Genomic DNA, 20,142 nt, shown 5'->3' on the forward strand with positions numbered 1-20,142 from the left:
CCCATCCAAAAAGCCTGCATAATCCTGCTTTTAACGATTATTATTTACGCCTGCAATAAAGTTGATTTAACTTTAATTGGCAATACGCCTAATACAACCCAAAAAATTCTTTACAATACCTCCTGGCACAAATGCACAGGTAATAAGAGTAATGAATGAAATTAAAAAACGAAATGAACGCAAAGAATTTGTAACCAAATTTGCTATCCAAAACGGTTATCCTGTTTGGAACAAAGTATTAATGGGCACATCCCAAAAGCAGTATGCCCATGCAAGCCTTGCAGGCAATAGCCTCGATGGCGTTACCGATACCACTATTTTAATACCCTTTGTAATGGAAGGCGAATTTAGCGTAAAAGGTTTTATACGTGCAACGCTCAACGATAGCGTAAGCCTTAGCTACTCCCTTGCCAAAGATTATAAAGCTTACGAAGAAAAATTAGATAATTCAAAAACCGCATCTTCGGCATTTGCCATGCTGAGTATGGCATTAAATAAAATAGTGTTCAATGAAGAGTATTATAAAATAACCAACCCAAAAATTTTAAGTACCGATACGGCTCATATAGCAACGCAAAAAATTAAACTTAATGAAATAAATTTTTCAATTACAGATAGTGCAAATATGAGATACCTAATCTTATGTAGTTCATTTACACAAACGCAAGCGGTTTGCGGCACTCCGGGGCTGCTGTATGTAGTGACGAAGATGGATGTGATGCAGGATCTTGCCCAACAAATTCATGCCATTTGGTTACAACTACAACAAATATTTGTACTGGTATAGATTATCCCGATATACTTGGCTCAACAGGAGGCGGCTCAACGGGTGAAGGCGGCGGAAGCAATGGCGGTGGGCCAATACCTTATGTTTACCCCTGCGAAGGCACACAAAACAACCCAGCTCCTTTTACCGCAACCAATAATATAGAAGACCCCGGGGATTGCCCCGAACCGGGAGAAGGCGATGGGTGGATACCCTGGCAGGATGAGCCTCAAACGCCTTGTGAAATAGCACAAAATGCAGCTAAAAAAATGGACACGCTTTTTAATGCAAGTAAAGCTGACTCTGTTTTGAACACTATTCCCAATTTGTCTACAGAAACCAAGGAAAAAGGATTTGCCATTTATCAGAATATTATAATAAACCCATTTAACCCTACTGATACCAGTGTTACCGGATATAGCTGCGGTGACGTACAAACAGGCACTGATTCTTCAATTCTTATTGAGTACATCTACAATCCTAATACTAAACGGCCAATTACATGGCTGCACACTCATAATAAAGATGGATATTCTGCACAATCTGCAAAAGACATCTATGAACTTTTAGAGGATAATTTATCAAACTCAAATTTCCAGGGAGCTTTTGTTGCAGCGGCAGATGGCAGCCAATATGCCATTACTGTTACCAACGATTCATTAGCAAACCTGTTCACAAATACTAAAAGCATTTTTCTGGATGGTGCAAAATGGAATGAAACATCCAATATTGGAAAAGCGTTTAAAGAGGCAGAAAAATATTTTAAAAATGGGGATAGTACAAAAACAAATTATGCTTATGAAATGGCTATGGCAACGGTACTTAAGCAATTTAATGCAGGTGTTACACTCAATAAAAAAGATACCAATGGCAACTTTAAACCTATAGTTGTAAATACTATCATAGCAAATCACAACAAACCCAAGAAAAAGCAGTATGTACAAGATTGCTTATAATTATTTAACTTTAAACTATTACAAAATGAAAAAAATAATATTAATACCAATTTTATATATCAGCATTTTTAAGAATGCCAATTCACAGACTGTACCTGTTACAGATACATTGGCATATTTACAAACTATTGTTACCAATAAGGCTAATTATATCGGTCATCCTTTTTCAACACTTGCGAATAGTTTACAGATTCAAATAAAATCTTTTTTCCCATTTGCAAGTTTGCCATACGATAAAACAAAAGAAACGTCTACTGATTTTTCTTTTTACTTTCCCCTGAATGTAGACGAATTATATCTTACTTATCCATATTTAGTAATCTATTGGCAACCTTTTTTAAATACAAACCAATCTAATATCATTCAGCAAACCAATGATAACAAATGGCGATGTGTAAGCGTCCCCTTTTTTCGGTCAATCCAAAATTAGAGTTTTCTGTTCAGCTTTTTGTTTTTTTAATACTTTATCCACTAACCGGCTCTCTTCAATTTGAAAAGGATTTCCGTTCGCCGTTTGTGGATAAAGCTTTTGTGCATATTTTGAACATTGGCACCATTTTTCAGCAAACATCAGAGGCGATTGATATTGTAAGGATTTGTGCGGCCTCTCTGTGTTGTAATCCTGCCTCCATTTCTCACAATGTTCCCTTACTTCTCTCATTGTTGTAAATATATATGCGTTTAATAATTCACGGCGTATGCTCCCGTTTTTTCTTTCAATAAAAGCATTCTGCATTGGGCGACCTGGTTGTATAAACTGAAGTGTAATGTGTCGCTTACTGCACCATTCTTCTAATTTATGACTGATAAATTCAGGACCGTTATCCATCCTGATATTGGCAGGGCAACCCCGCTCTTGTACCAATCGCTCCAGCACCCTTATTACTCTTAGAGTAGGCAATGAAGTGTCAGTTTCTATTGCCAGAGATTCCCTGTTAAAATCTTCCAATACATTAAACAGGCGTATTTTTCGGCCATCCTGTAAACTATCATTCATAAAGTCTATGCTCCACATTTGGTTAAAACTTGTGGGTAGTGTTAAGGGTTGCTTTATCCTTTCCGGTAAACGTTTTTTGGGCTTGCGCCTGATGTTTAAATTCATTTTCCTATATACACGCCTCACTCGCTTATGATTCCAACCATAGCCACGGTTGCGCAGTCGATAAAAGCTTTGCCAAAAGCCAATAACCGGATGCTTCTTCACAAGTCCTTCAAGGGCATCCTCTATCTGAGAATCATCTTTTGTTTTAGCTGTATATTGAAAACTGCTCCGTGGTAGCTTCACGATTTTGCAAGCCTTGCTAACACTACAATGTGCTTCTTCTATTAGTTGAAACACAGCTTCTCTTTTGTCAGCAGGCGTTATAACTTTTTTCGATAAAACCTTTCATTGCCCGGTTCTCGAAAGTGAGCTCCGCTACTATTTTTTTGTACTGCGATAACTCCGCTTCCATTTCTTTTATGCGCTTTACATCACTGGTTTCCATGCCGCCATATTTGGCTTTCCAGTTGTAAAAGGTAGCATCGCTAATACCCAACTCACGGCAAACATCCTTGGCAGGTATGCCGCTTTCCTGTTTCTTAATTGAAGCCACTATCTGGCTTTCGGTAAATCTTGTTCTTTTCATAATTGACAATTTTAAAATTAAAGATTATTCTCTAATTTCAAACTGCCGAAGATTGGGGACGCTTACAGATGGAATTCAGATGCTTTATCGTTTTATTCAACAGGTATAATTAAGGATATTCAAATAAGAGAATAAAATTTAATTGTTTTTATAAACAGAATTCAAAATGGGCTGATTAATTATTATCAGCCCATTTTTTACAACTTTACTACAGCCAACAAAAGTATTTGCAAAAGCAGGGCTGAACGATGTAACATCAGCTGTGTGCAGGCATCAGCAGTGGTTCGGGCTCGTTCAATGTTCAGCTTTAGTTCTTAACTTCAACAACATATTTTCAAACGAGCATTTGTACCAAGCTGGACAATCAATGAATTTCCTGCCTTCGCAAATATTCCAACAGTAGATCCCGGCAATTGCCCACCCCCAACAGGTGGGCCGGGCTGGGTGCCGATACCGTGGCAGGATGAACCGTCTTCATTTGACCCCAATAATCCATGTAATGTAGTAGACTCTTTGTTGAAAACTACGGCATTTCCTATATTGCTTCACAAATTGCGAGATTCTACGATAAATAATTATGAAATTGGCTATTCTCAAGTAAATACACTAAGCCCAGCAAATTATTCAGAAACTTATTTTTCAGGGCAAAATGAAGTTGATGCGCTTGCGGTAAATGTAGTTTTAAATAATTCTTCAGATGGAGTGGCACATAATCATTATAACAGCCCGGACCGGCTGCATAATTTTAGCGCAGAAGATATTTACAAGCTGGCTTACTATTGGAGTATCGGCAAAATAAACAACCTGTCTAATTTTTCATATACAGTAGTTACAGATTCAACATCATACATTTTAATGATAGATGACCCGACTGCTTTTATATCTTTTGCACAGTCCTGGTTTAATAGTCAGGCGCATTTCGATTTTTTCAAAATTCATCTTTATAGAAATTATCATTATGGAGAACAAGGAAATTCAATTGCAGAAGATGAAAAGACATTTTTAAGCGCATTACAGGCCCCACCTTTAAATGGCGCAGGGCTTAAATTATTTCGTGAAAATAAAGAAATGAACAGTTTTACACCCATAAAAGTGTCTTCCACAGGGCAGTTAGTAACCAACCCCTGTAATTAACATAACATCCTTTATAAAATTATTAATTTTACTAAAATGAAACCAATCATAATTATTATATTTAGTTTCTTCCTTACTAAGAGCTCATTTACTCAAACAATTACAACCAACCCCCAACTGGATAAATTTGTAGGCGTATGGCGCTGGACAAGCGGAGCTGATACTGTGGAAATAACGCTGCAAAAGCAAGTATATATTCTTCAATTTACAAATAAGCACTCGGAAGTTCTTGTTGGTTGGCATCGTTACGTAAAAAATGGGGTACTCCAGCAGTCATCTTATCAATATTTAGGAAGAGATGTTAATCTTGACTTTAATGATGCTGCTCTGGATGCAAAAACTACTTTGTTAGGCACAGTGTACTCTACTTCATCAAACAAAGCATATTTTTATGCGTTTTGGGACTTAGTATTGCACAAAGGTTTCGAACTTTTTCTAACTCTCCTACCAAATTCTAACACTCAGGCTACTTGGGTTTTAAAACAGCCACGAGGTTTGTATACCGGTCCGGAAGGCTTAAACGGAGTTTTCTCAATGCCCAGAAATTTAGTGCTTACAAAGTTGTAAGTATGCAGCGGAAACGAAGTGTATGTAATTCCATTTGTACGAGATACGCAAAACTATGTAAATGCAACTTCTTTATGTGGTATCGGAATTTATAAATCTACTCAACCATATAAAAATTCATTTATAAAATTAAACCCTTAATAATGAAAAAATATTTTAGCATTTTTATTTTTTCTTTTTTTCTAAATAACTATAGTTTAATTGCACAACAACCTCCATTGGAACAGCAATTAATTAGCCTGGATCTCAATTTCTTTTTAAATAAACCTATTGATACATTATTGGCTTATATTCCACATTCAGATTCAATTTTTGTTAGCAGTACCGAACCTATCTACCGTGGTGCCGGATTAATAATTGAGTATAATCAAACCCCATTTTTATGGATTTATATTAATATTTATGAACCCCAGTATATTACAGCATTTAGCCCCAATTATTTAAATCCCGAAAATGCATGGCCATTTTCGTTGTTAAAAAAAGAAAAAATTGGCAGAATTTTAATTTATAAATATGCAACTACGCTAATTAATGAGGCTAGTATTCAATAGAAATAGAGTTATCCAGTTTTATTTTTCAATATTTTCGGTATATAGTTCATTTAAAAAATTGGAAGGCTTCAATAGAACAACATGCAATTCAAAATCATTTTGAAGGCAGTTTTGTAACTGCTCATAATGGCAACAATTATGCAATTAGCATATCCAATAAAACACAAGCCGATATTTTTTTAAATACAAAAAGCCAGTACCTTGATGCAGTTACCAACAATTGGAAAGAAGATTCTGATATAGGAAAGGCATTTACTGTACCCAGGTTTATTACTTCGCTACTAAGCCTTATTTCCGGTTGCCTGGTTACACGTGAATTTTTGCAGGAAGCAAGTAGCAAAACAAGAAATAATAAAATGAAATTAATTTTCATTTAAAAGAACTTTAATCAAAGGGATTTCCTTGTCTAAAAATAAATCCGCAACTTCTGGTCCAAACCCATTTTCAGTTTGCCTGATTTTCCCTGCCTTGTCAATAACCATTCCAAAAGGATATCCTTTTAATTTCAGGTTTGAACTCAAAATCCCGTTATTGTCATAGTACCGTATTGTTGAATTTTTCTTTTCCCTGCAGGTCTCCAAATATGATTCAAAATCATCAATCTTCCCATTTTGGATATAAATAATTTGAAAGGAAGAATCGGGTATCTCTTCACGCAGCTTTTCCAGAGCATCTTCTTTGATGACGCATGGCCAGCAATTTCTAAAATAAAACTCAATCAGGTAAACTTTATTCTTTTTAAAAACATCCTGGTATGTATTGCCTAAAGTATCCTTAAGCTCAACATTATTAAAATAGTTAAGCGCTGAATTATTCTTTAAATTGTTATGCTTGAAAAACAAATTCCGGTTAATAATTTGAGGCATAAAATAAAAAACTGAGCTAAAATAAAAAATCATCAATATTAAACAGCTGGCAATTTTTAAGGAAATTCTCCATTTCAGCCACATATAACCCATTATGTATGACAAAGACATAGCAATAATACTCATTGCTATTCTTCCTGGAAAATCACCAATTAGAAATACAAAAACTTCAAGGGAGAACAAAATAATACTATTGGCCAACGGTGTTGTATGCAATTCAATTCAATATTAAAATAAAAATTATTGATTAAAAGCCATTAAAATCCTTCATTACTGTGAAGCATTTAAATTTGGCGCTTGCATCCTCTCTCTGCCAGGAAAACTAATTTTTCAACCGCTTAAAAACCCAGCAACCCTACCATTTCTTCTAAAAATTTTTTATCGGTTTCGTCAAAGCTATTTAGTGTAGCGCTGTCTGCATCCAGCACGGCAACCACTTGATTGTTTTTAAAAACGGCCACCACAATCTCCGATTGGGATAAGCTGCTGCAGGCAATATGACCGGGGAATTTTTCTACATCGGGAACTATTAATGTAGCTTTATTTTGCCAGGCAGCACCGCATACGCCACGGCCCATTTTAATGCGGGTGCAGGCCACCGGCCCCTGGAACGGGCCCAGCACCAGTTCCGCTCCATTTACCAAATAAAAACCTACCCAAAGCCAGCCAAACTGCTCTTTTAACGCCGCAACCATATTGGCCATATTGGCAATTAAATCGGTTTCTCCATACAGCAAAGCTTTTACCTGCGGCAGCAGGGCGCTGTACATTTCTTCTTTTGTTCCCGCAATAATTTTTAAATCTTCGGCCATTGTAAAAAATTAAATGATTTCATTCAGCGTTTCGAAAATTAATGATGGTTCAAACCCTTTTTGCAATAAATATTGCTGCAACTTCTTTTTTTTATTCAGCAGATTTTTTTCTGTTTTTAATGTTGCCAGCTTTTCTGCTGCAAGCTTTTTACTAGCGTTAAGGTATTCATCGTTATCTATTGCCATTAATGCTTTTTTGATACAATAGTCACTTACCTGTTTTTGCTTTAGCGCATATTTAATCTTTTGCCTTCCCCATAGTTTGATGCGAAATTTTCCGCCGGCATAAGCAATGGCAAACCTTTCTTCGTTGAGATAATTTTCTTCTATGAGTTGTACAATAAGCGTTTCCACTTCGGTTTTATACAACCCGAAACTGAACAACTTTTCTTTTACTTCTTTATGGCTGCGCTCCTGGTAAGCACAATAATGCTTAATTTTTTGCCATGCCTTATCTTTTCCTATATTGAGTGTACGCATGAGCAAATTTACTGTGCAAAAGCCAGTAAATTTTGTGGGAAATTATTAAAGTTTTACAATAAAAAAACGGCTGCAACTGCTTAGTTTTGAACCTACCCTAAAAATAAATTATTTGTATTGCTTTACTGGCAATCTTTTATCTTTGGCGCATAATTAAAAAAGGTTTATGAAGTTTATTGTATCGTCTTCGTATTTACTCAGGCAATTGCAACAAATAAGTGGCGTAATTAACGCCAATACGGTGTTACCCATTTTGGAAGATTTTTTATTTGAAATTGAAAAAAACAAACTTTCCGTAACGGCAACCGACCTGGAAACGGTGATGAAAGTGCATTTGGATATAGAAGCCAAAGACAGCGGTAAAGTATGCATTCCTGCAAAAATTTTGCTGGACTCATTAAAAAACCTGGCCGATCAGCCGCTTACTTTTAATATTGACAAAAATTTTGCCGTAGAAATTACCAGCGACAATGGTAAGTATAAAGTGATGGGCGAAAACCCCGATAATTTCCCCAAAGAGCCTGCGGCAGATGAATCCAGCAGCTTTAGTATGACATCGGCGCAATTGCTCAATGCAATCAATAAATCTATTTTTGCCGTAAGCACAGACGATTTAAGGCCGGCAATGACAGGCGTATTTTTTGAATTGGATAAAAAAAGCATCAGTTTTGTGGCCACAGATGCACACCGCCTGGTAAAACTCGTTTACAGCAATGTAAGCTGCCCCGAGAAAAGTTCTTTTATTGTGCCTAAAAAACCTTTGAACCTTTTAAAAAGTTCACTGCCCGATAATGAAGATGAATTAACCATTTCTTACAACAGTAACCATTTATTTGTAAAGCATGGCGGCACAGAGCTTGTGTGCCGGCTTATTGATGCCCGTTTTCCCGATTACAAAGTGGTGATCCCTTCAGATAACCCGTATAAAATGACGGTAAACCGCAGCGCTTTTCAAAATGCTTTGCGCCGTGTAAGTGTTTTCAGCAATAAAAGTACCAACCAGGTTGCATTAAGCATTACCGGCAGCGAACTGCAATTATCCTCACAGGATGTGGATTTTAGTTTTGAAGGCAACGAGCGCATGGCCTGCCAGTACGATGGCGAAGACCTGCAAATTGCCTTTAATGCAAAGTTTTTAATTGAAATGCTCAGCGGCGCCGATAGCGATGAAATAAATATGGAGTTGAGTACCGCTACTAAAGCAGGCATAATTAAACCAGTGGAAGAAGCCGAGGGCGAAAAATTGCTGATGCTCGTAATGCCTTTAATGCTGAACAATTAAGCCTTAAGTTTTTTATCTCAAAAAAAATTAAAATAAGGCCCATGCTTATTTGTTAATAATAATTGAAGCTGCCTGTAAATATGGGCGCCACAATTGATTACAGCTAACAATAGCTTAGTTTTACAAAGTGAAAAAGCCACTTACACAAATTGCATTTGATTTTACAGAAGCTCCGAAGCCGGAAGCAAACACACTTTTAATTAAAGCAGAAGAAGAAAAGCCGGATACCAGCATCAGGGAAATTCCGGCTTTAAATAAACCGATAAGCATTACAAAAACTACCGTTAAAAAAAAGGCATCCCGTGGCCGTATGAAATTAAGCGACATGGCCATAACGGCAGATTTGGTGGTAGTACCTGAAGATGCAGTGCTTTTTAGCAAACAATATTACAATATCGGCTCCGTTGCCGAAATGTTTAAAGTAAATGTATCGCTGTTGCGCTATTGGGAAAAAGAATTTGACATACTCAAGCCCAGGAAAAACGGTAAAGGCGACAGGCTTTTCAGGCCCGAAGACATCAAGTACCTGAAAATGATACACCACCTTTTGCGGCAAAAAAAATTTACTATTGACGGTGCAAAAGATTTTATTAAAAAAAATAAACAGGCAGAAGAAAACTATGCCGTAATTGAAAGCCTCCAAAAACTCAAATCTTTTTTAAACGAACTCAAAGCCAATTTATAAATATGAGATTGTTTATTTTTTTTGCTTCCCTTTTATTGCTTTGTAATGCAAGTTATGCACAAAGCCCTTATACATCTTACGAAGACAGCACCCATAAAGGCACTATTATACTCAATGGATTAATCAGTAAATACATTTTAATTAACAACGATAAAGATTTTAAATGGTACAACAACAGCCATAATGGCTATAACGCTACGCCCAATGTGCTCAATGCAATGGAAGCGGCAAAAGGCAAATACCAGTTTGTACTATTTGGCGGCACCTGGTGCGAAGACACCCAATTTATTTTACCCAAATTTTTTAAACTCCAGGAGCAAAGTGGCATTACAGACAAGGATATAAGTTTTATTGGCGTAAGCCGTGAAAAAAAATCTTTGGGCAACCTTACTGCTGCCTTTAACATAATTAATGTGCCCACCATTATTGTAATGAAAGAGGGCAAAGAAGTGGGCCGTGTGGTAGAATACGGGAAAACCGGCCAATGGGATAAAGAACTTGCCGGGTTACTGCAATAAGTATTGTTTTTTATTGAAGCAAATAATTTTTCTCCGCACATTATATTAATTTTCCAAAGGCTCAATACCTTGTTGAGGTTGGAATTGGCTTATCTCTTTTGAGCATATTTTCTCTGTTAGCCATTTCCCATGCGGTTAAAAAAATCATTCTTGTTCTTTTTTCCAATAGCTTCCAGTAAATTTTATCTACAGTATCTGTAGGTTTATGATAGTCTGATTGAAGCATGCCATCATAAAAAAATAATACAGGCACGCCTTTGCGGGCAAAATTATAATGGTCGCTGCGAAAATAAATGCGTTCGGGGTCATTGGGGTCGTCAAATTTATAGTCAAGGGTAAGCCCGGTATATTTATTATTTATTGCTTCATTTATTAAGGGTAGTTCACTGCTTATTTTATCGTGGCCCACTACATAAATATAATTTAAAGTATCGGCCTTCATTCTTTCGGTATCTATGCGGCCAATCATATCAATATTTAAGTCTACACTGGTTTTATCTAAGGGATAAACAGCGTTTTCGCTATAGTATTCGCTACCCCAAAGGCCTTTTTCCTCGCCACTCACCGTCATAAACACTATTGTTCGCCTTGGCCCTTTTCCTGCTGCTTTGGCTTTGGCAAATGCTTCGGCCATTTCCAATACGGCTACTGTACCGCTTCCATCGTCATCGGCTCCATAATATATTTTGCCGTCATGCTTACCCAGATGGTCGTAATGTGCCGTTACAAAAACGTATTCATCCTTTTTATCCGATCCTTCCACTACGCCTAAAACATTACTGGCCCAAATAGTATCCTGCATTTTACTTACTGAAAATTCGGCAACACTTTGTGTAGCCAACCTGTCGGTAATTCCAAATGCTTCACTCCGTTTGCCTTTGGCAATAAAATGTTCGGCACCTGCCGGGAAAATAAGTTTTGCAGTATTATGGCTAATTTCAGCAACCGGGATATTGCTACTATTTCCAGATGGAAAATAGGGTTTTTTCTTCTTGCTTTCTACAATATTCCTGTCAGTAAAGCCAGCACTGTTTATTGGGCTTATAACCAATGCGCCAACGGCTCCTTTATCGGCTGCTACCACCAGTTTTTTAGCCAGTCCGGGATAAGTCCATTTTGAAGTTTTTTTATTTCCACTAATTATAAAATTACCTGTAGTATCTCTTGGCTCGCCAAGTACAAAGGCTACTATTTTTCCTTTTGCATCAAAGTTGCCATAGTCAGAATAGTTTTCATCATCAATACCATAACCTACAAATACAATTTGATCGGCACTTATTTTTCCATTTGTATTCCGGGAAACCGGGGTTATAAAATCGGTTCCATATCTCAGTTCGCTATTATTGATTTTTAATATGGAACTTAAGAGTGTATCAGTAAGCAAAGGATAAAACTGTTCGTAACCATTAAAATTTGGGGGAAAGGCTAAGCCTGCTTTTTTAAAAAAATTCCGGATATAAGCCGCTGCCTTGCGCTGCCCGGGAGTGCCTGTTTCCCGGCCTTCCATTTCATCTCCGGCAATAATTGCCAGGTGTTTGTGGAGGTCGTTTACGGTAATGGTAGCCGCAAATTTTTGGGGGTTATTTTTTTGGGCAAAAACAAAAATTGCACAAAAGCATATGGGAAATATAATCAACTTTTTCATGTATTCTTATTGATTATTTTATAGCCACATGTAATTTGTTCATAAACATATTCGGTTGGCATCCACTTTTTTTATGGCTCATTTTCTGTGTGCTAATTATAAAATAAAAATAAAGGATTATTTTTTGCAGAAGCCGTTATATTTTATAAACGGTAAAGCTTTGTATCAGCAGGAAATTTTTTCTACCCTTCGTTCATGACGGCCGCCATCAAACTCGGTATTCATAAAAGTATCGAGCATTTTTTCTGCTTCGCCATCGGTAATAAACCTGGCAGGTATGCAAATAATATTTGCGTTATTATGTTTACGGGCAAGTTCAGCCAATTCTTCGCCCCAGCAAATTGCTGCTCTTATGCCCTGGTGTTTATTTGCTGTAATAGCCACGCCATTTGCGCTTCCGCATAATAAAATACCAAATGCATATTCTCCAGTCTCCACGGCACTGGCTACGGGATGTGCAAAATCGGGATAGTCAACCGAATCTCTGCTAAAGGTTCCAAAATCTTTATACTTCAAGCCTTTGGCTTCAATAAAAGACACCAGGTCTTCTTTACAATCAAACCCTGCATGGTCTGCACCAATTGCAATAGGTTTCTTTAAATTAAACGCATACATGAAAGGTGATTTTATACCCTAAAGTTACAGCTAATCTTCTGAACACAATTGTACTAAAAAACCAATTTATTTATTTTGTAATAAATAGGCTATCTAAAAAATTTACAGGAAATATCTCCTTGATTTTCAATATTTTTTTTAACTTGTTACAAAACACAACTTTATTCAATTTATGGTTTGTTACCGGTTTATATTAATTACAATATGCTTAATATTTTTTAGTAATAATTTTGCCCAAACCGATAGCAGTATTACCAAAAAAGCAAGATATGCATTTGCGTTATCACCAAAAAATTCAGATTCGGCACTATTGCTGGCAAAGGAAGCTTTAGCAGAAGCGGCAAAAATTAAAGATAAATCTGCTATGGCCGAAGCCTACAACAGCATAGGCTGGGCTTGGCAATTTAAAGGAAATTTTGATACTGCAATTTACTTTCTTAAAAATTCTCATTCCCTTTTTAAATCTTTAAAAGACAACTACAATTTAATTTCTGTTGACATAAATCTTTCCGAAGTGTATATTAAGCAAAGCCGATTTGCAGAAACTTTAGAAAAATTGATGGAAAGCGATTCCCTGGCTACATATATTATCAGGAATGAAAGCGAAGCATTGGTACAAAAAACCTTAAAAATCCAAAATCTTATTAAGCGCCTGTATGGTATAGTTTACCGGGAAACAGGCGACTATAATAAGGCGGCCGAAAATTTTAACACGGCCATGCAGGGCTTCCTGGAAAAAAAAGACTATTCCCGCTATGCATCTACGGCATCGAGCCTGAGTGTTTTATACAATTCCATAAACTTGCCCGATAGCAGTATTGCCCTTGGCCTTCGTATACTACAAATAATAAAGGAGCAAAACATAGGGGAATACCAGGCAGCTTATGCACACGAAAACCTTGCCAATGCCTATTTTAGCAAAAAAGAATACGAAACCTCTTTAGTTCATTACAACAAAGCCTATGCACTTTTTAAAAAACTGGGCAATATTGGAGATGCAGCTTTTGAGGCAATATTGCTGGGCAAAACGCTTCGTAAAGTAAAAAAATATAAAGAGGCAGAAAATTTTTTATTGCAAGCTTACCACACCAACGATAGCCTGAACCTTTCCAACTACAAGCTTGATGCAGGCGCTGAACTGGCATCGCTTTACCAGGAAAGCGGCAACTGGCAAAAAGCATTTGCTTTTTTACAAATAAGCAGCCAACTAAAAGACAGCCTTGCTCTGGCCGACCAAATGGTAAAAACCAACGAAATAAAAGAACGGTATGAAGCAGAGAAAAAAGAAGTACAAATAAATTTACTCCAGGAAAAAAACAAGCAACTTAAATGGTGGTACTTTTCTATTTTCTTACTATTGGCCTTAACCAGTTCTTTAGTATGGCTACGGTCTTATAAAAGAAAAATTAATGAAGAAAAAATACTCAATTACTTTGCCACATCTTTGTATAATCAAAATACGGTAGAAGATGTATTTTGGGATATTTCAAAAAACTGTATTTCCAGGCTTAATTTTGAAGATTGCGTAGTTTACAGTTATGATGAAGCCCGAAAAATGCTGGTGCAAAAATCGGCTTTTGGGCACAAAAACCCTTCAGGCCACTCTATTCTCCAGGCCATTGAAATACCTTTAGGCAGGGGAATTGTAGGTTCTGTGGGCCAAAATATGAAGGCGGAAATAATACCATTTACGGGAAAAGATCCCCGGTATATTGTGGATGATGTAGCCCGGCAATCAGAAATATGTGTGCCCATTGTTTTAGAAGGAAAGCTTTTGGGCGTAATAGATTCCGAGCACAGCAAAAAAAGGTTTTATACAAAAAGGCATTTAAGCATTTTACAAAAAATTGCCGATATCTGCTCTAAAAAAATTACCCGTTATTTTATTGAAGAAAGCCTTAGAAAAAATATAGCCAGCGATTTGCATGATGATATCGGTTCGTCCTTATCCAGTATAGATATCAACAGCCGTATTGCACTGATAAAAGACGACCCGGGCAAAATGAAAGAGCAGTTGGAAAAAATACGCTTACAGGCAAGGAAAACTATGGATAGCATGAGCGATATCGTGTGGTCGCTAAACCCACGCTACGATAATTTTGAAAATATACTTATCAGGATGAAACAATTTTCATCGGAACTTTGTGAGCCTCAGCAAATCAACCTAATATTTCAAATACCCGAAAATTTAGAAGGAATAAAACTGGCTGCCGATAAACGAAAAAATATATTCCTCATTTTTAAAGAAACCATTAACAATACCGTTAAATATAGTAAGGGCAACACTTTAAGGGTTGAATTTTCCTTTTTTAACCAGTATTTTAAAATGACCATTAGCGATAACGGAAAAGGATTTGACCAACAGGAAGTAAGAATGGGAAATGGCTTAAAAAATATGGCCGATAGGGCAAAGCATATAAATGCCAATCTAAAAATAAGCTCCCTGCCCGGCAATGGCACCACGCTTGAATTGAGTTGCCCGGTTTAACTATTGAAAATTTATTGAGGCCATATCCCAAAATATGGTATACATCAATGAGGTGATACCTTTATCTTAGCAGTTGCTTATGACCAAAAAAATTTCCATATTTGAAGATAATGAAGCTTTACGCAAAAGCCTGGAAGAACTCATCCTCATCAATAATGGTTTTGAAGTAAGCGGCGTATTTGGAAATTGTCTAGAAGCAAGTAAACATGTAAAAGACAATAACCCAGATATTTTATTAATGGATATTGATATGCCGGGGATGACGGGTATTGAGGCTGTAAAAAAAATAAGGGCTTTTAATACTTCTGTGATTATAATTATGCTTACCGTTTTTGACGATAATAAAAATGTATTTGATGCTATTTGCGCCGGGGCTACCGGTTACCTGCTCAAGAAGCATGTATCGGATAAACTTATTCCTGCTATTCAGGAGGCGCTTGAAGGAGGCGCACCTATGAGCCCCAGCATTGCCAAAATGATTGTTCAATCAATGCAGCAAAACAAAGCCAACGATTATAAATTCACAAATAGGGAGCAGGAAATTTTGGAACATTTATGCAAGGGCAGCAGTTATAAAATGATAGCAGCTGAAATAAATCTTTCCTTTGAAACCATCCGCACTTATATTAAACGTATTTACGAAAAACTCCAGGTTCATTCTGCAACAGAAGCAGTTTCAAAAGCCTTAAATGAAAAGTTGATATAGTTTTTATCCAAAAAAACTTCAACTTTTTACATTCAAACCTCATTTTTCCCTTTTCTTATAAATAGTTGAAAAAAATATTTGCAGCAATAAAAAAGGTTTCAAACTTTTACGTTTAAAACCTTTCTCTGTGGGCCCACCTGGGCTCCAACCAGGTACCATCCCGACGAGTATCTGTCGGGATGCGCTAAGTCCCTTTTCTTATAAATAGTTGAAAAAAATATTTGCAGCAATAAAAAAGGTTTCAAACTTTTACGTTTAAAACCTTTCTCTGTGGGCCCACCTGGGCTCCAACCAGGTACCATCCCGACGAGTATCTGTCGGGATGCGCTAAGTCCCTTTTCTTATAAATAGTTGAAAAAAATATTTGCAGCAATAAAAAAGGTTTCAAACTTTTACGTTTAAAACCTTTCTCTGTGGGCCCACCTGGGCTCCAACCAGGTACCATCCCGACGAGTATCTGTCGGGATGCGCTAAGTCCCTTTTCTTATAAATAGTTGAAAAAAATATTTGCAGCAATAAAAAAGGTTTCAAACTTTTACGTTTAAAACCTTTCTCTGTGGGCCCACCTGGGCTCGAACCAGGGACCACCTGATTATGAGTCAGGTGCTCTAACCAACTGAGCTATAGGCCCTGTTATTTTTAAATAACAAGGTTGCAAAACTAAGCAAATTCGGATATTTGCCGAAACGAATTTTAAAAATTAATGTCCAATTTAAAAAATATTATATTCGACCTCGGTGGTGTATTGCTGAATATTGATATAAATAAAACAGAGCAGGCATTTATTAACCTGGGATTTGCTGATTTTCACCACATGTATAACCAACATGCTGCCAATGAACTGTTTGCTGCACTGGAAACCGGCTCGGTAAGTACCGAAGAATTTTTTTATACCCTTAGCAACGTGGCCGGTAAACCATTTACAGAAAACGAACTGGCCAATGCCTGGAATGCTATGTTACTTGATTTCAGGCCAAAAAGCCTTAACTTTCTCTATACATTAAAAGAAAACTACAACCTTTACCTGCTGAGCAATACCAATGCCATTCACTACGCTGCTTTTAATAAAATTTTAAAAGAACAAACCGGGCATAAAACCTTAAATGATTTTTTTACCAAAGCATATTTTTCTCAGCATATTGGGTTGAGAAAACCAAATGCCGATATTTTTGAATTTGTATTAAACGATGCAAAAATTAAGGCTTCCGAAACCTTATTTATTGATGATACACCCGTAAATATTGAAGCGGCAAAAAATTTAGGAATTAAAACGCATTTTTTGCCTGCCGGCGATTTGATAGAAAATATTAATTATAAACTACTGTAACGCTTGGCTAGCCTGGCATACGGGCAATATATTTTTCTACCTGCTTTATTTGATCTACAATTTGCGGCGTTGTGGGTTTATACGATTTTGCTTTGGCAAAATATTGTTTAGCCGCCCTAAATTCCCTCTTGTTCATCATAATACTGCAAAGCTGCAGATATGCTGCGGCGTTATTTTCACTATCGGGTAAGCCCACCCTAATGGCCTGCCTTATATAAGATTCGGCTTCTTTCATATTGCCTTTTTGCATTGCCAGCATCCCCAGTTGTAATTTATTGGCGCCTTCTGCCTGTTTTAACTGACCCGATAATAACCCTCCGCCACCCATTAAATTCTGGCTTTTCTTCAAATTTTGTTCGGCGCTGTCAAAATTTTGATCAGCCATATCGAGGTTGCCCTTAATGGTATAATAAACCGAACGTACCGGCTTTATCAATAAGCCTGGGAATTTTATAGAAGCAATAATTTTTTTTGCACCTTCAAGGTCGCCGCTTTCAATATACTCCTGAATAAGTCGCATGGGGCCAAATAAAAAATGTCCGGCAAGCAATACTACGCCTATAAGGTACAATATAAACGATGGCCAAAACCCTGCTTGTATATTTACAATTACTGCACTTGACAAAAATAAAATGCCCAGCCAGGGGCGGTATTTAATAATAAAATTCAACCACTTCATATATTCAAAATTGGGCTGCAAATATAAGCCAACCACTTAGATTTAAGAATTAGTATGTCAAATGGCTGAAACTGTTTATTTTTGCGCTCCGTTTTGGGTTTTTGGTGCCAAAATCCTTATAGAGCATTGCATATCGGGAGTAAGTTCTTTTGGTCCCGTAGTCCCGACGATGCAACGCATGTCGGGATGCTGACAAGCAAAGCTTCGTCAGCATTCAATGGAGTAAGTTCTTTTGGTCCCGTAGTTCAATGGATAGAATAGAAGTTTCCTAAACTTTTGATATAGGTTCGATTCCTGTCGGGACTACTTTTTAAAATCCCCGGAAAAATACCGGGGATTTTTTTATAATTCTGCTAACTCCTTCATTCTTCCAAACATTTTATCAAAGCTTACCCATTGGCTAAAGCCGGTAACCTTTTTACCGTTCTTTATCATATCACATTCTCTTATAAAACTTGCTGCATCGCTCCATACAGTATGTACCATTCCGGCATACCTGTTTTTCATTTGCGGTGTGGCATCTTTTCTAAAACCAAGCATATCATTAACTTGTTTTACTGCAAGCTCAGGGTTTCGCCAAGGGCTGGTTACAACATTCAACCCATTCATTGCAAAATAAACAGCCGATTTATCTGCTCTTTCATAATGCCAATCACAAATCATTATGTCTTTTGGAATAATATGAATGGCCCTATAAGTATAATTATAGCTGCCCTCCCACATTCCATAGCCAGTGGTTTTGCCATCAATAAGCCTGTCGCCCCATATCCAAAGCTGCCTGCCATTTTGAGCAAGGTTATCCCTTTGTTTACGAACTTCATTGGCAAATAGTTCTGCCTTATCTACTCCCTGGCAGCGGGGGCATTTGTCATCTCCCAAATAAAACACTTCGTCCATTCCGGCATGAAAAGCATTGGCTTCAAATACATCGCAAATTTCATTTACCAATGCAAACACAATTTTGTGTAAATCGGGGTGTTGCGGGCAATAGCTTTTACAATACAATCCATCCGCATTGGGCCATACATGTTTTTCGGGCATTTTTACATGTGGTGTTTCATCAAATTGCGGATATTTTTTTAACAAACTATACAATGTACCTGCCCAGCTTTGATGACCTAATAAATTTATTTGAGGTATTAAGCGAATATTGTTTTTCTTACAAACTGCTACTAGTTTTTTTACATCTGCCTTTGAAAGGGCAATACTATCACTCAGCTCCGGATGACTGGTAAATTGATAATTCCAGTCAACCCTCAAAATCAGCGTATTTAGTTTTCGTGGTGCAAGTTCAGTATCAATAAATTTTACAAAAGCATCCACCCCATTTGTCAAAGGTGCGGCTATACATAACCCACGGGTAGGAAATAGCGAGTCAATATTTTGCTGTGCACTACTGCAAAATGCATTGAATTGTAAAATTGTGAGAATTAGTGAAAGTTGTTTTAAATAACTTTTCATAAAAATATTCATTTTTTTTAATAAAATTGATACTATTGTTTTTGAATTTGATTCCATTCATTGCCTGCTGTATCAGTTATGAAATATTCAATATTGCCCCTGTCCTGCATGGTAACATAAACCGTTTTTCCATCGGCACCACCAAATGCTATATTGGTGGGATTTTTACCGATTAGCCGTACTTCTTTAATAAATTTTCCAGCCGGCGAAACAATGGCTACCGTGCCTTTACCATATCGGGCTATATACAAATTTCCATTTACATCACAACGCATACCGTCCATACCATAATCCGTAAATTCTATTAGTAGTTTCTTATTTTTCAGCTTACCTTTTCTATTTATTTTATACTGCCATACTTTGCGTTGCAATGATTCATTTACATATAATTTATTGTTATCGGGGCTTACTTCAATTCCGTTAGTAGTACCCATGTTGGTTTCTCTCATTACTATTTTACCCTTTTTATTGGCATACCATACCGAACCTGTTCCATCTTTCCAATTGGGGTTACTGGCAAAAAATGTATTGTATTTTGTAATAGCTATATCATTAGGTTGTATCATTAAGCTGTCATGAGCAAAAACTGAAATTTTTTTACTTTGCATTTCAATTTTTAAAATATTATGCCCCGTATAATCTGCTACATACATATCGCCCTGGTTGCTAATGCGGATTCCATTGCCTATACTGCCTTTGGGCAATTCTATAAACACATTAGCATTGCCGTTGGGAGTAACTATACCAATAGTTCCCTGCCGTTGAAAATTTACAGCATATAAATTTCCATTTTTATCAACTGCAGGGCCCTCAACACCAATTGTAAAACTACTGGGTACAGTGAGCACTTTCGATTCAAATAAATTAATTCCTTCCTGGCTAAATCCTTCAATAGAAAAAAATAGTAACCACAAAAAAACAAGATGCTTACCCGTTGAAAAATAAACCATACTGAATAAAATAATTTTTGACCAAT

21 protein-coding genes, 2 tRNA genes and 1 pseudogene are annotated in these 20,142 nt (G+C 36.9%); 13 read left to right on the forward strand and 11 right to left on the reverse strand.

Annotated elements, in window-relative coordinates; translation table 11 throughout:
* Nucleotides 1-76: 76 nt before the first annotated feature.
* From IPO46_05690 to IPO46_05700, 3 genes are read left to right on the forward strand one after another with little or no spacing between them, the layout of a single operon-like run.
* Nucleotides 77-787: a hypothetical protein gene (locus IPO46_05690; protein ID QQS64075.1), complete on the forward strand. Its 711-nt coding sequence runs from the start codon at nucleotides 77-79 to the stop codon at nucleotides 785-787.
* Nucleotides 751-1,722 carry a hypothetical protein gene (locus IPO46_05695; GenBank protein ID QQS64076.1) on the forward strand — a complete coding sequence of 324 codons (972 nt, stop codon included), beginning with the start codon at nucleotides 751-753 and terminating at the stop codon, nucleotides 1,720-1,722. The genes IPO46_05690 and IPO46_05695 overlap by 37 nt, the downstream gene beginning before the upstream one ends.
* Nucleotides 1,723-1,747: 25 nt before the next feature.
* Nucleotides 1,748-2,152, forward strand: coding sequence for a hypothetical protein (locus tag IPO46_05700; GenBank protein ID QQS64077.1), 405 nt, complete (start codon nucleotides 1,748-1,750; stop codon nucleotides 2,150-2,152).
* Nucleotides 2,153-2,284: 132 nt separating this feature from the next.
* On the opposite strand, the pseudogene IPO46_05705 reads toward IPO46_05700, so the two are convergent.
* A pseudogene (locus IPO46_05705) lies at nucleotides 2,285-3,350 on the reverse strand (IS3 family transposase).
* Nucleotides 3,351-3,794: 444 nt separating this feature from the next.
* Here IPO46_05705 and IPO46_05710 point away from each other — a divergent pair.
* The 3 genes from IPO46_05710 (at nucleotide 3,795) to IPO46_05720 (ending at nucleotide 5,602) form a co-directional block, all read left to right on the forward strand.
* The gene (locus IPO46_05710) at nucleotides 3,795-4,484 is read left to right on the forward strand and encodes a hypothetical protein (GenBank protein QQS64078.1); all 690 of its coding nucleotides are present in this window, start codon (nucleotides 3,795-3,797) and stop codon (nucleotides 4,482-4,484) included.
* 36 nt (nucleotides 4,485-4,520) lie between these two features.
* A complete protein-coding gene (locus tag IPO46_05715; GenBank protein ID QQS64079.1) occupies nucleotides 4,521-5,051 on the forward strand; it encodes a hypothetical protein in 531 nt (176 codons plus the stop codon).
* Between the two features lie 143 nt (nucleotides 5,052-5,194).
* The gene (locus IPO46_05720) at nucleotides 5,195-5,602 is read left to right on the forward strand and encodes a hypothetical protein (protein QQS64080.1); all 408 of its coding nucleotides are present in this window, start codon (nucleotides 5,195-5,197) and stop codon (nucleotides 5,600-5,602) included.
* 136 nt (nucleotides 5,603-5,738) lie between these two features.
* On the opposite strand, the gene IPO46_05725 is transcribed toward IPO46_05720, so the two are convergent.
* The 4 genes from IPO46_05725 to IPO46_05740 form a co-directional block, all read right to left on the reverse strand.
* The gene (locus tag IPO46_05725) at nucleotides 5,739-5,975 is read right to left on the reverse strand and encodes a hypothetical protein (protein ID QQS64081.1); all 237 of its coding nucleotides are present in this window, start codon (nucleotides 5,973-5,975) and stop codon (nucleotides 5,739-5,741) included.
* Nucleotides 5,965-6,669, reverse strand: a complete 705-nt coding sequence (locus IPO46_05730) for a redoxin family protein (protein ID QQS64082.1) — start codon at nucleotides 6,667-6,669, stop codon at nucleotides 5,965-5,967. The genes IPO46_05725 and IPO46_05730 overlap by 11 nt, the downstream gene beginning before the upstream one ends.
* A gap of 137 nt (nucleotides 6,670-6,806) precedes the next feature.
* A complete protein-coding gene (locus tag IPO46_05735) occupies nucleotides 6,807-7,280 on the reverse strand; it encodes a GAF domain-containing protein (protein ID QQS64083.1) in 474 nt (157 codons plus the stop codon).
* A gap of 9 nt (nucleotides 7,281-7,289) precedes the next feature.
* On the reverse strand, nucleotides 7,290-7,760 hold the full coding sequence (locus IPO46_05740) for a RecX family transcriptional regulator (GenBank protein ID QQS64084.1): 471 nt from the start codon (nucleotides 7,758-7,760) through the stop codon (nucleotides 7,290-7,292).
* Nucleotides 7,761-7,926: 166 nt separating this feature from the next.
* Between IPO46_05740 and dnaN the strand changes: the two genes are divergently transcribed.
* From dnaN to IPO46_05755, 3 genes are all read left to right on the forward strand, one after another.
* Nucleotides 7,927-9,042 carry a DNA polymerase III subunit beta gene (dnaN, locus tag IPO46_05745; GenBank protein ID QQS64085.1) on the forward strand — a complete coding sequence of 372 codons (1,116 nt, stop codon included), beginning with the start codon at nucleotides 7,927-7,929 and terminating at the stop codon, nucleotides 9,040-9,042.
* A gap of 325 nt (nucleotides 9,043-9,367) precedes the next feature.
* Entirely contained in the window at nucleotides 9,368-9,727 is a 360-nt protein-coding gene (locus IPO46_05750) for a MerR family transcriptional regulator (GenBank protein QQS64326.1), read from the forward strand.
* A 2-nt stretch (nucleotides 9,728-9,729) separates the two neighbouring features.
* On the forward strand, nucleotides 9,730-10,245 hold the full coding sequence (locus tag IPO46_05755; GenBank protein QQS64086.1) for a thioredoxin family protein: 516 nt from the start codon (nucleotides 9,730-9,732) through the stop codon (nucleotides 10,243-10,245).
* 61 nt (nucleotides 10,246-10,306) lie between these two features.
* Here IPO46_05755 and IPO46_05760 read toward each other — a convergent pair whose 3' ends face one another.
* Nucleotides 10,307-11,890 (reverse strand): M28 family peptidase, encoded by a 1,584-nt coding sequence (locus tag IPO46_05760; protein QQS64087.1) that lies wholly within the window; start codon nucleotides 11,888-11,890, stop codon nucleotides 10,307-10,309.
* A 165-nt stretch (nucleotides 11,891-12,055) separates the two neighbouring features.
* Entirely contained in the window at nucleotides 12,056-12,505 is a 450-nt protein-coding gene (gene rpiB, locus IPO46_05765) for a ribose 5-phosphate isomerase B (GenBank protein ID QQS64088.1), read from the reverse strand.
* 172 nt (nucleotides 12,506-12,677) lie between these two features.
* On the opposite strand from rpiB, the gene IPO46_05770 reads away from it, so the two are divergent.
* Nucleotides 12,678-14,993, forward strand: a complete 2,316-nt coding sequence (locus IPO46_05770; protein ID QQS64089.1) for a GAF domain-containing protein — start codon at nucleotides 12,678-12,680, stop codon at nucleotides 14,991-14,993.
* Between the two features lie 79 nt (nucleotides 14,994-15,072).
* Nucleotides 15,073-15,699 carry a response regulator transcription factor gene (locus IPO46_05775; protein ID QQS64090.1) on the forward strand — a complete coding sequence of 209 codons (627 nt, stop codon included), beginning with the start codon at nucleotides 15,073-15,075 and terminating at the stop codon, nucleotides 15,697-15,699.
* 557 nt (nucleotides 15,700-16,256) lie between these two features.
* Here IPO46_05775 and IPO46_05780 read toward each other — a convergent pair.
* A tRNA-Ile gene (locus IPO46_05780) sits at nucleotides 16,257-16,330 on the reverse strand.
* Between the two features lie 72 nt (nucleotides 16,331-16,402).
* Here IPO46_05780 and IPO46_05785 point away from each other — a divergent pair.
* Nucleotides 16,403-17,026, forward strand: a complete 624-nt coding sequence (locus tag IPO46_05785; GenBank protein ID QQS64091.1) for an HAD family phosphatase — start codon at nucleotides 16,403-16,405, stop codon at nucleotides 17,024-17,026.
* A gap of 7 nt (nucleotides 17,027-17,033) precedes the next feature.
* Here IPO46_05785 and IPO46_05790 read toward each other — a convergent pair whose 3' ends face one another.
* Nucleotides 17,034-17,705 carry a tetratricopeptide repeat protein gene (locus tag IPO46_05790; protein ID QQS64092.1) on the reverse strand — a complete coding sequence of 224 codons (672 nt, stop codon included), beginning with the start codon at nucleotides 17,703-17,705 and terminating at the stop codon, nucleotides 17,034-17,036.
* 234 nt (nucleotides 17,706-17,939) lie between these two features.
* Between IPO46_05790 and IPO46_05795 the strand changes: the two genes are divergently transcribed.
* Nucleotides 17,940-18,011 (forward strand) — tRNA-Arg (locus tag IPO46_05795).
* A gap of 36 nt (nucleotides 18,012-18,047) precedes the next feature.
* On the opposite strand, the gene IPO46_05800 is transcribed toward IPO46_05795, so the two are convergent.
* Nucleotides 18,048-19,166, reverse strand: coding sequence for a family 20 glycosylhydrolase (locus IPO46_05800; GenBank protein QQS64093.1), 1,119 nt, complete (start codon nucleotides 19,164-19,166; stop codon nucleotides 18,048-18,050).
* Between the two features lie 32 nt (nucleotides 19,167-19,198).
* Nucleotides 19,199-20,116 (reverse strand): SMP-30/gluconolactonase/LRE family protein, encoded by a 918-nt coding sequence (locus tag IPO46_05805; GenBank protein QQS64094.1) that lies wholly within the window; start codon nucleotides 20,114-20,116, stop codon nucleotides 19,199-19,201.
* Nucleotides 20,117-20,142 lie beyond the last annotated feature (26 nt).

The organism is Chitinophagaceae bacterium (assembly GCA_016699815.1).
Taxonomy (GTDB): Bacteria; Bacteroidota; Bacteroidia; order Chitinophagales; family Chitinophagaceae; genus Ferruginibacter.

Excerpts from the sequence above, each read along its gene's own strand:
- IPO46_05760 (QQS64087.1), bottom strand. The coding sequence starts at position 11,890 with ATGAAAAAGTTGATTATATTTCCCATATGCTTTTGTGCAATTTTTGTT.
- IPO46_05775 (QQS64090.1), top strand. The coding sequence starts at position 15,073 with ATGACCAAAAAAATTTCCATATTTGAAGATAATGAAGCTTTACGCAAA.
- IPO46_05785 (QQS64091.1), top strand. The coding sequence starts at position 16,403 with ATGTCCAATTTAAAAAATATTATATTCGACCTCGGTGGTGTATTGCTG.
- IPO46_05735 (QQS64083.1), bottom strand. The coding sequence starts at position 7,280 with ATGGCCGAAGATTTAAAAATTATTGCGGGAACAAAAGAAGAAATGTAC.
- IPO46_05770 (QQS64089.1), top strand. The coding sequence starts at position 12,678 with ATGGTTTGTTACCGGTTTATATTAATTACAATATGCTTAATATTTTTT.
- IPO46_05755 (QQS64086.1), top strand. The coding sequence starts at position 9,730 with ATGAGATTGTTTATTTTTTTTGCTTCCCTTTTATTGCTTTGTAATGCA.
- dnaN (QQS64085.1), top strand. The coding sequence starts at position 7,927 with ATGAAGTTTATTGTATCGTCTTCGTATTTACTCAGGCAATTGCAACAA.
- IPO46_05800 (QQS64093.1), bottom strand. The coding sequence starts at position 19,166 with ATGAAAAGTTATTTAAAACAACTTTCACTAATTCTCACAATTTTACAA.
- IPO46_05715 (QQS64079.1), top strand. The coding sequence starts at position 4,521 with ATGAAACCAATCATAATTATTATATTTAGTTTCTTCCTTACTAAGAGC.
- IPO46_05790 (QQS64092.1), bottom strand. The coding sequence starts at position 17,705 with ATGAAGTGGTTGAATTTTATTATTAAATACCGCCCCTGGCTGGGCATT.
- IPO46_05750 (QQS64326.1), top strand. The coding sequence starts at position 9,368 with ATGGCCATAACGGCAGATTTGGTGGTAGTACCTGAAGATGCAGTGCTT.
- IPO46_05740 (QQS64084.1), bottom strand. The coding sequence starts at position 7,760 with ATGCGTACACTCAATATAGGAAAAGATAAGGCATGGCAAAAAATTAAG.
- IPO46_05720 (QQS64080.1), top strand. The coding sequence starts at position 5,195 with ATGAAAAAATATTTTAGCATTTTTATTTTTTCTTTTTTTCTAAATAAC.
- IPO46_05700 (QQS64077.1), top strand. The coding sequence starts at position 1,748 with ATGAAAAAAATAATATTAATACCAATTTTATATATCAGCATTTTTAAG.
- IPO46_05725 (QQS64081.1), bottom strand. The coding sequence starts at position 5,975 with ATGAAAATTAATTTCATTTTATTATTTCTTGTTTTGCTACTTGCTTCC.
- rpiB (QQS64088.1), bottom strand. The coding sequence starts at position 12,505 with ATGTATGCGTTTAATTTAAAGAAACCTATTGCAATTGGTGCAGACCAT.
- IPO46_05805 (QQS64094.1), bottom strand. The coding sequence starts at position 20,116 with ATGGTTTATTTTTCAACGGGTAAGCATCTTGTTTTTTTGTGGTTACTA.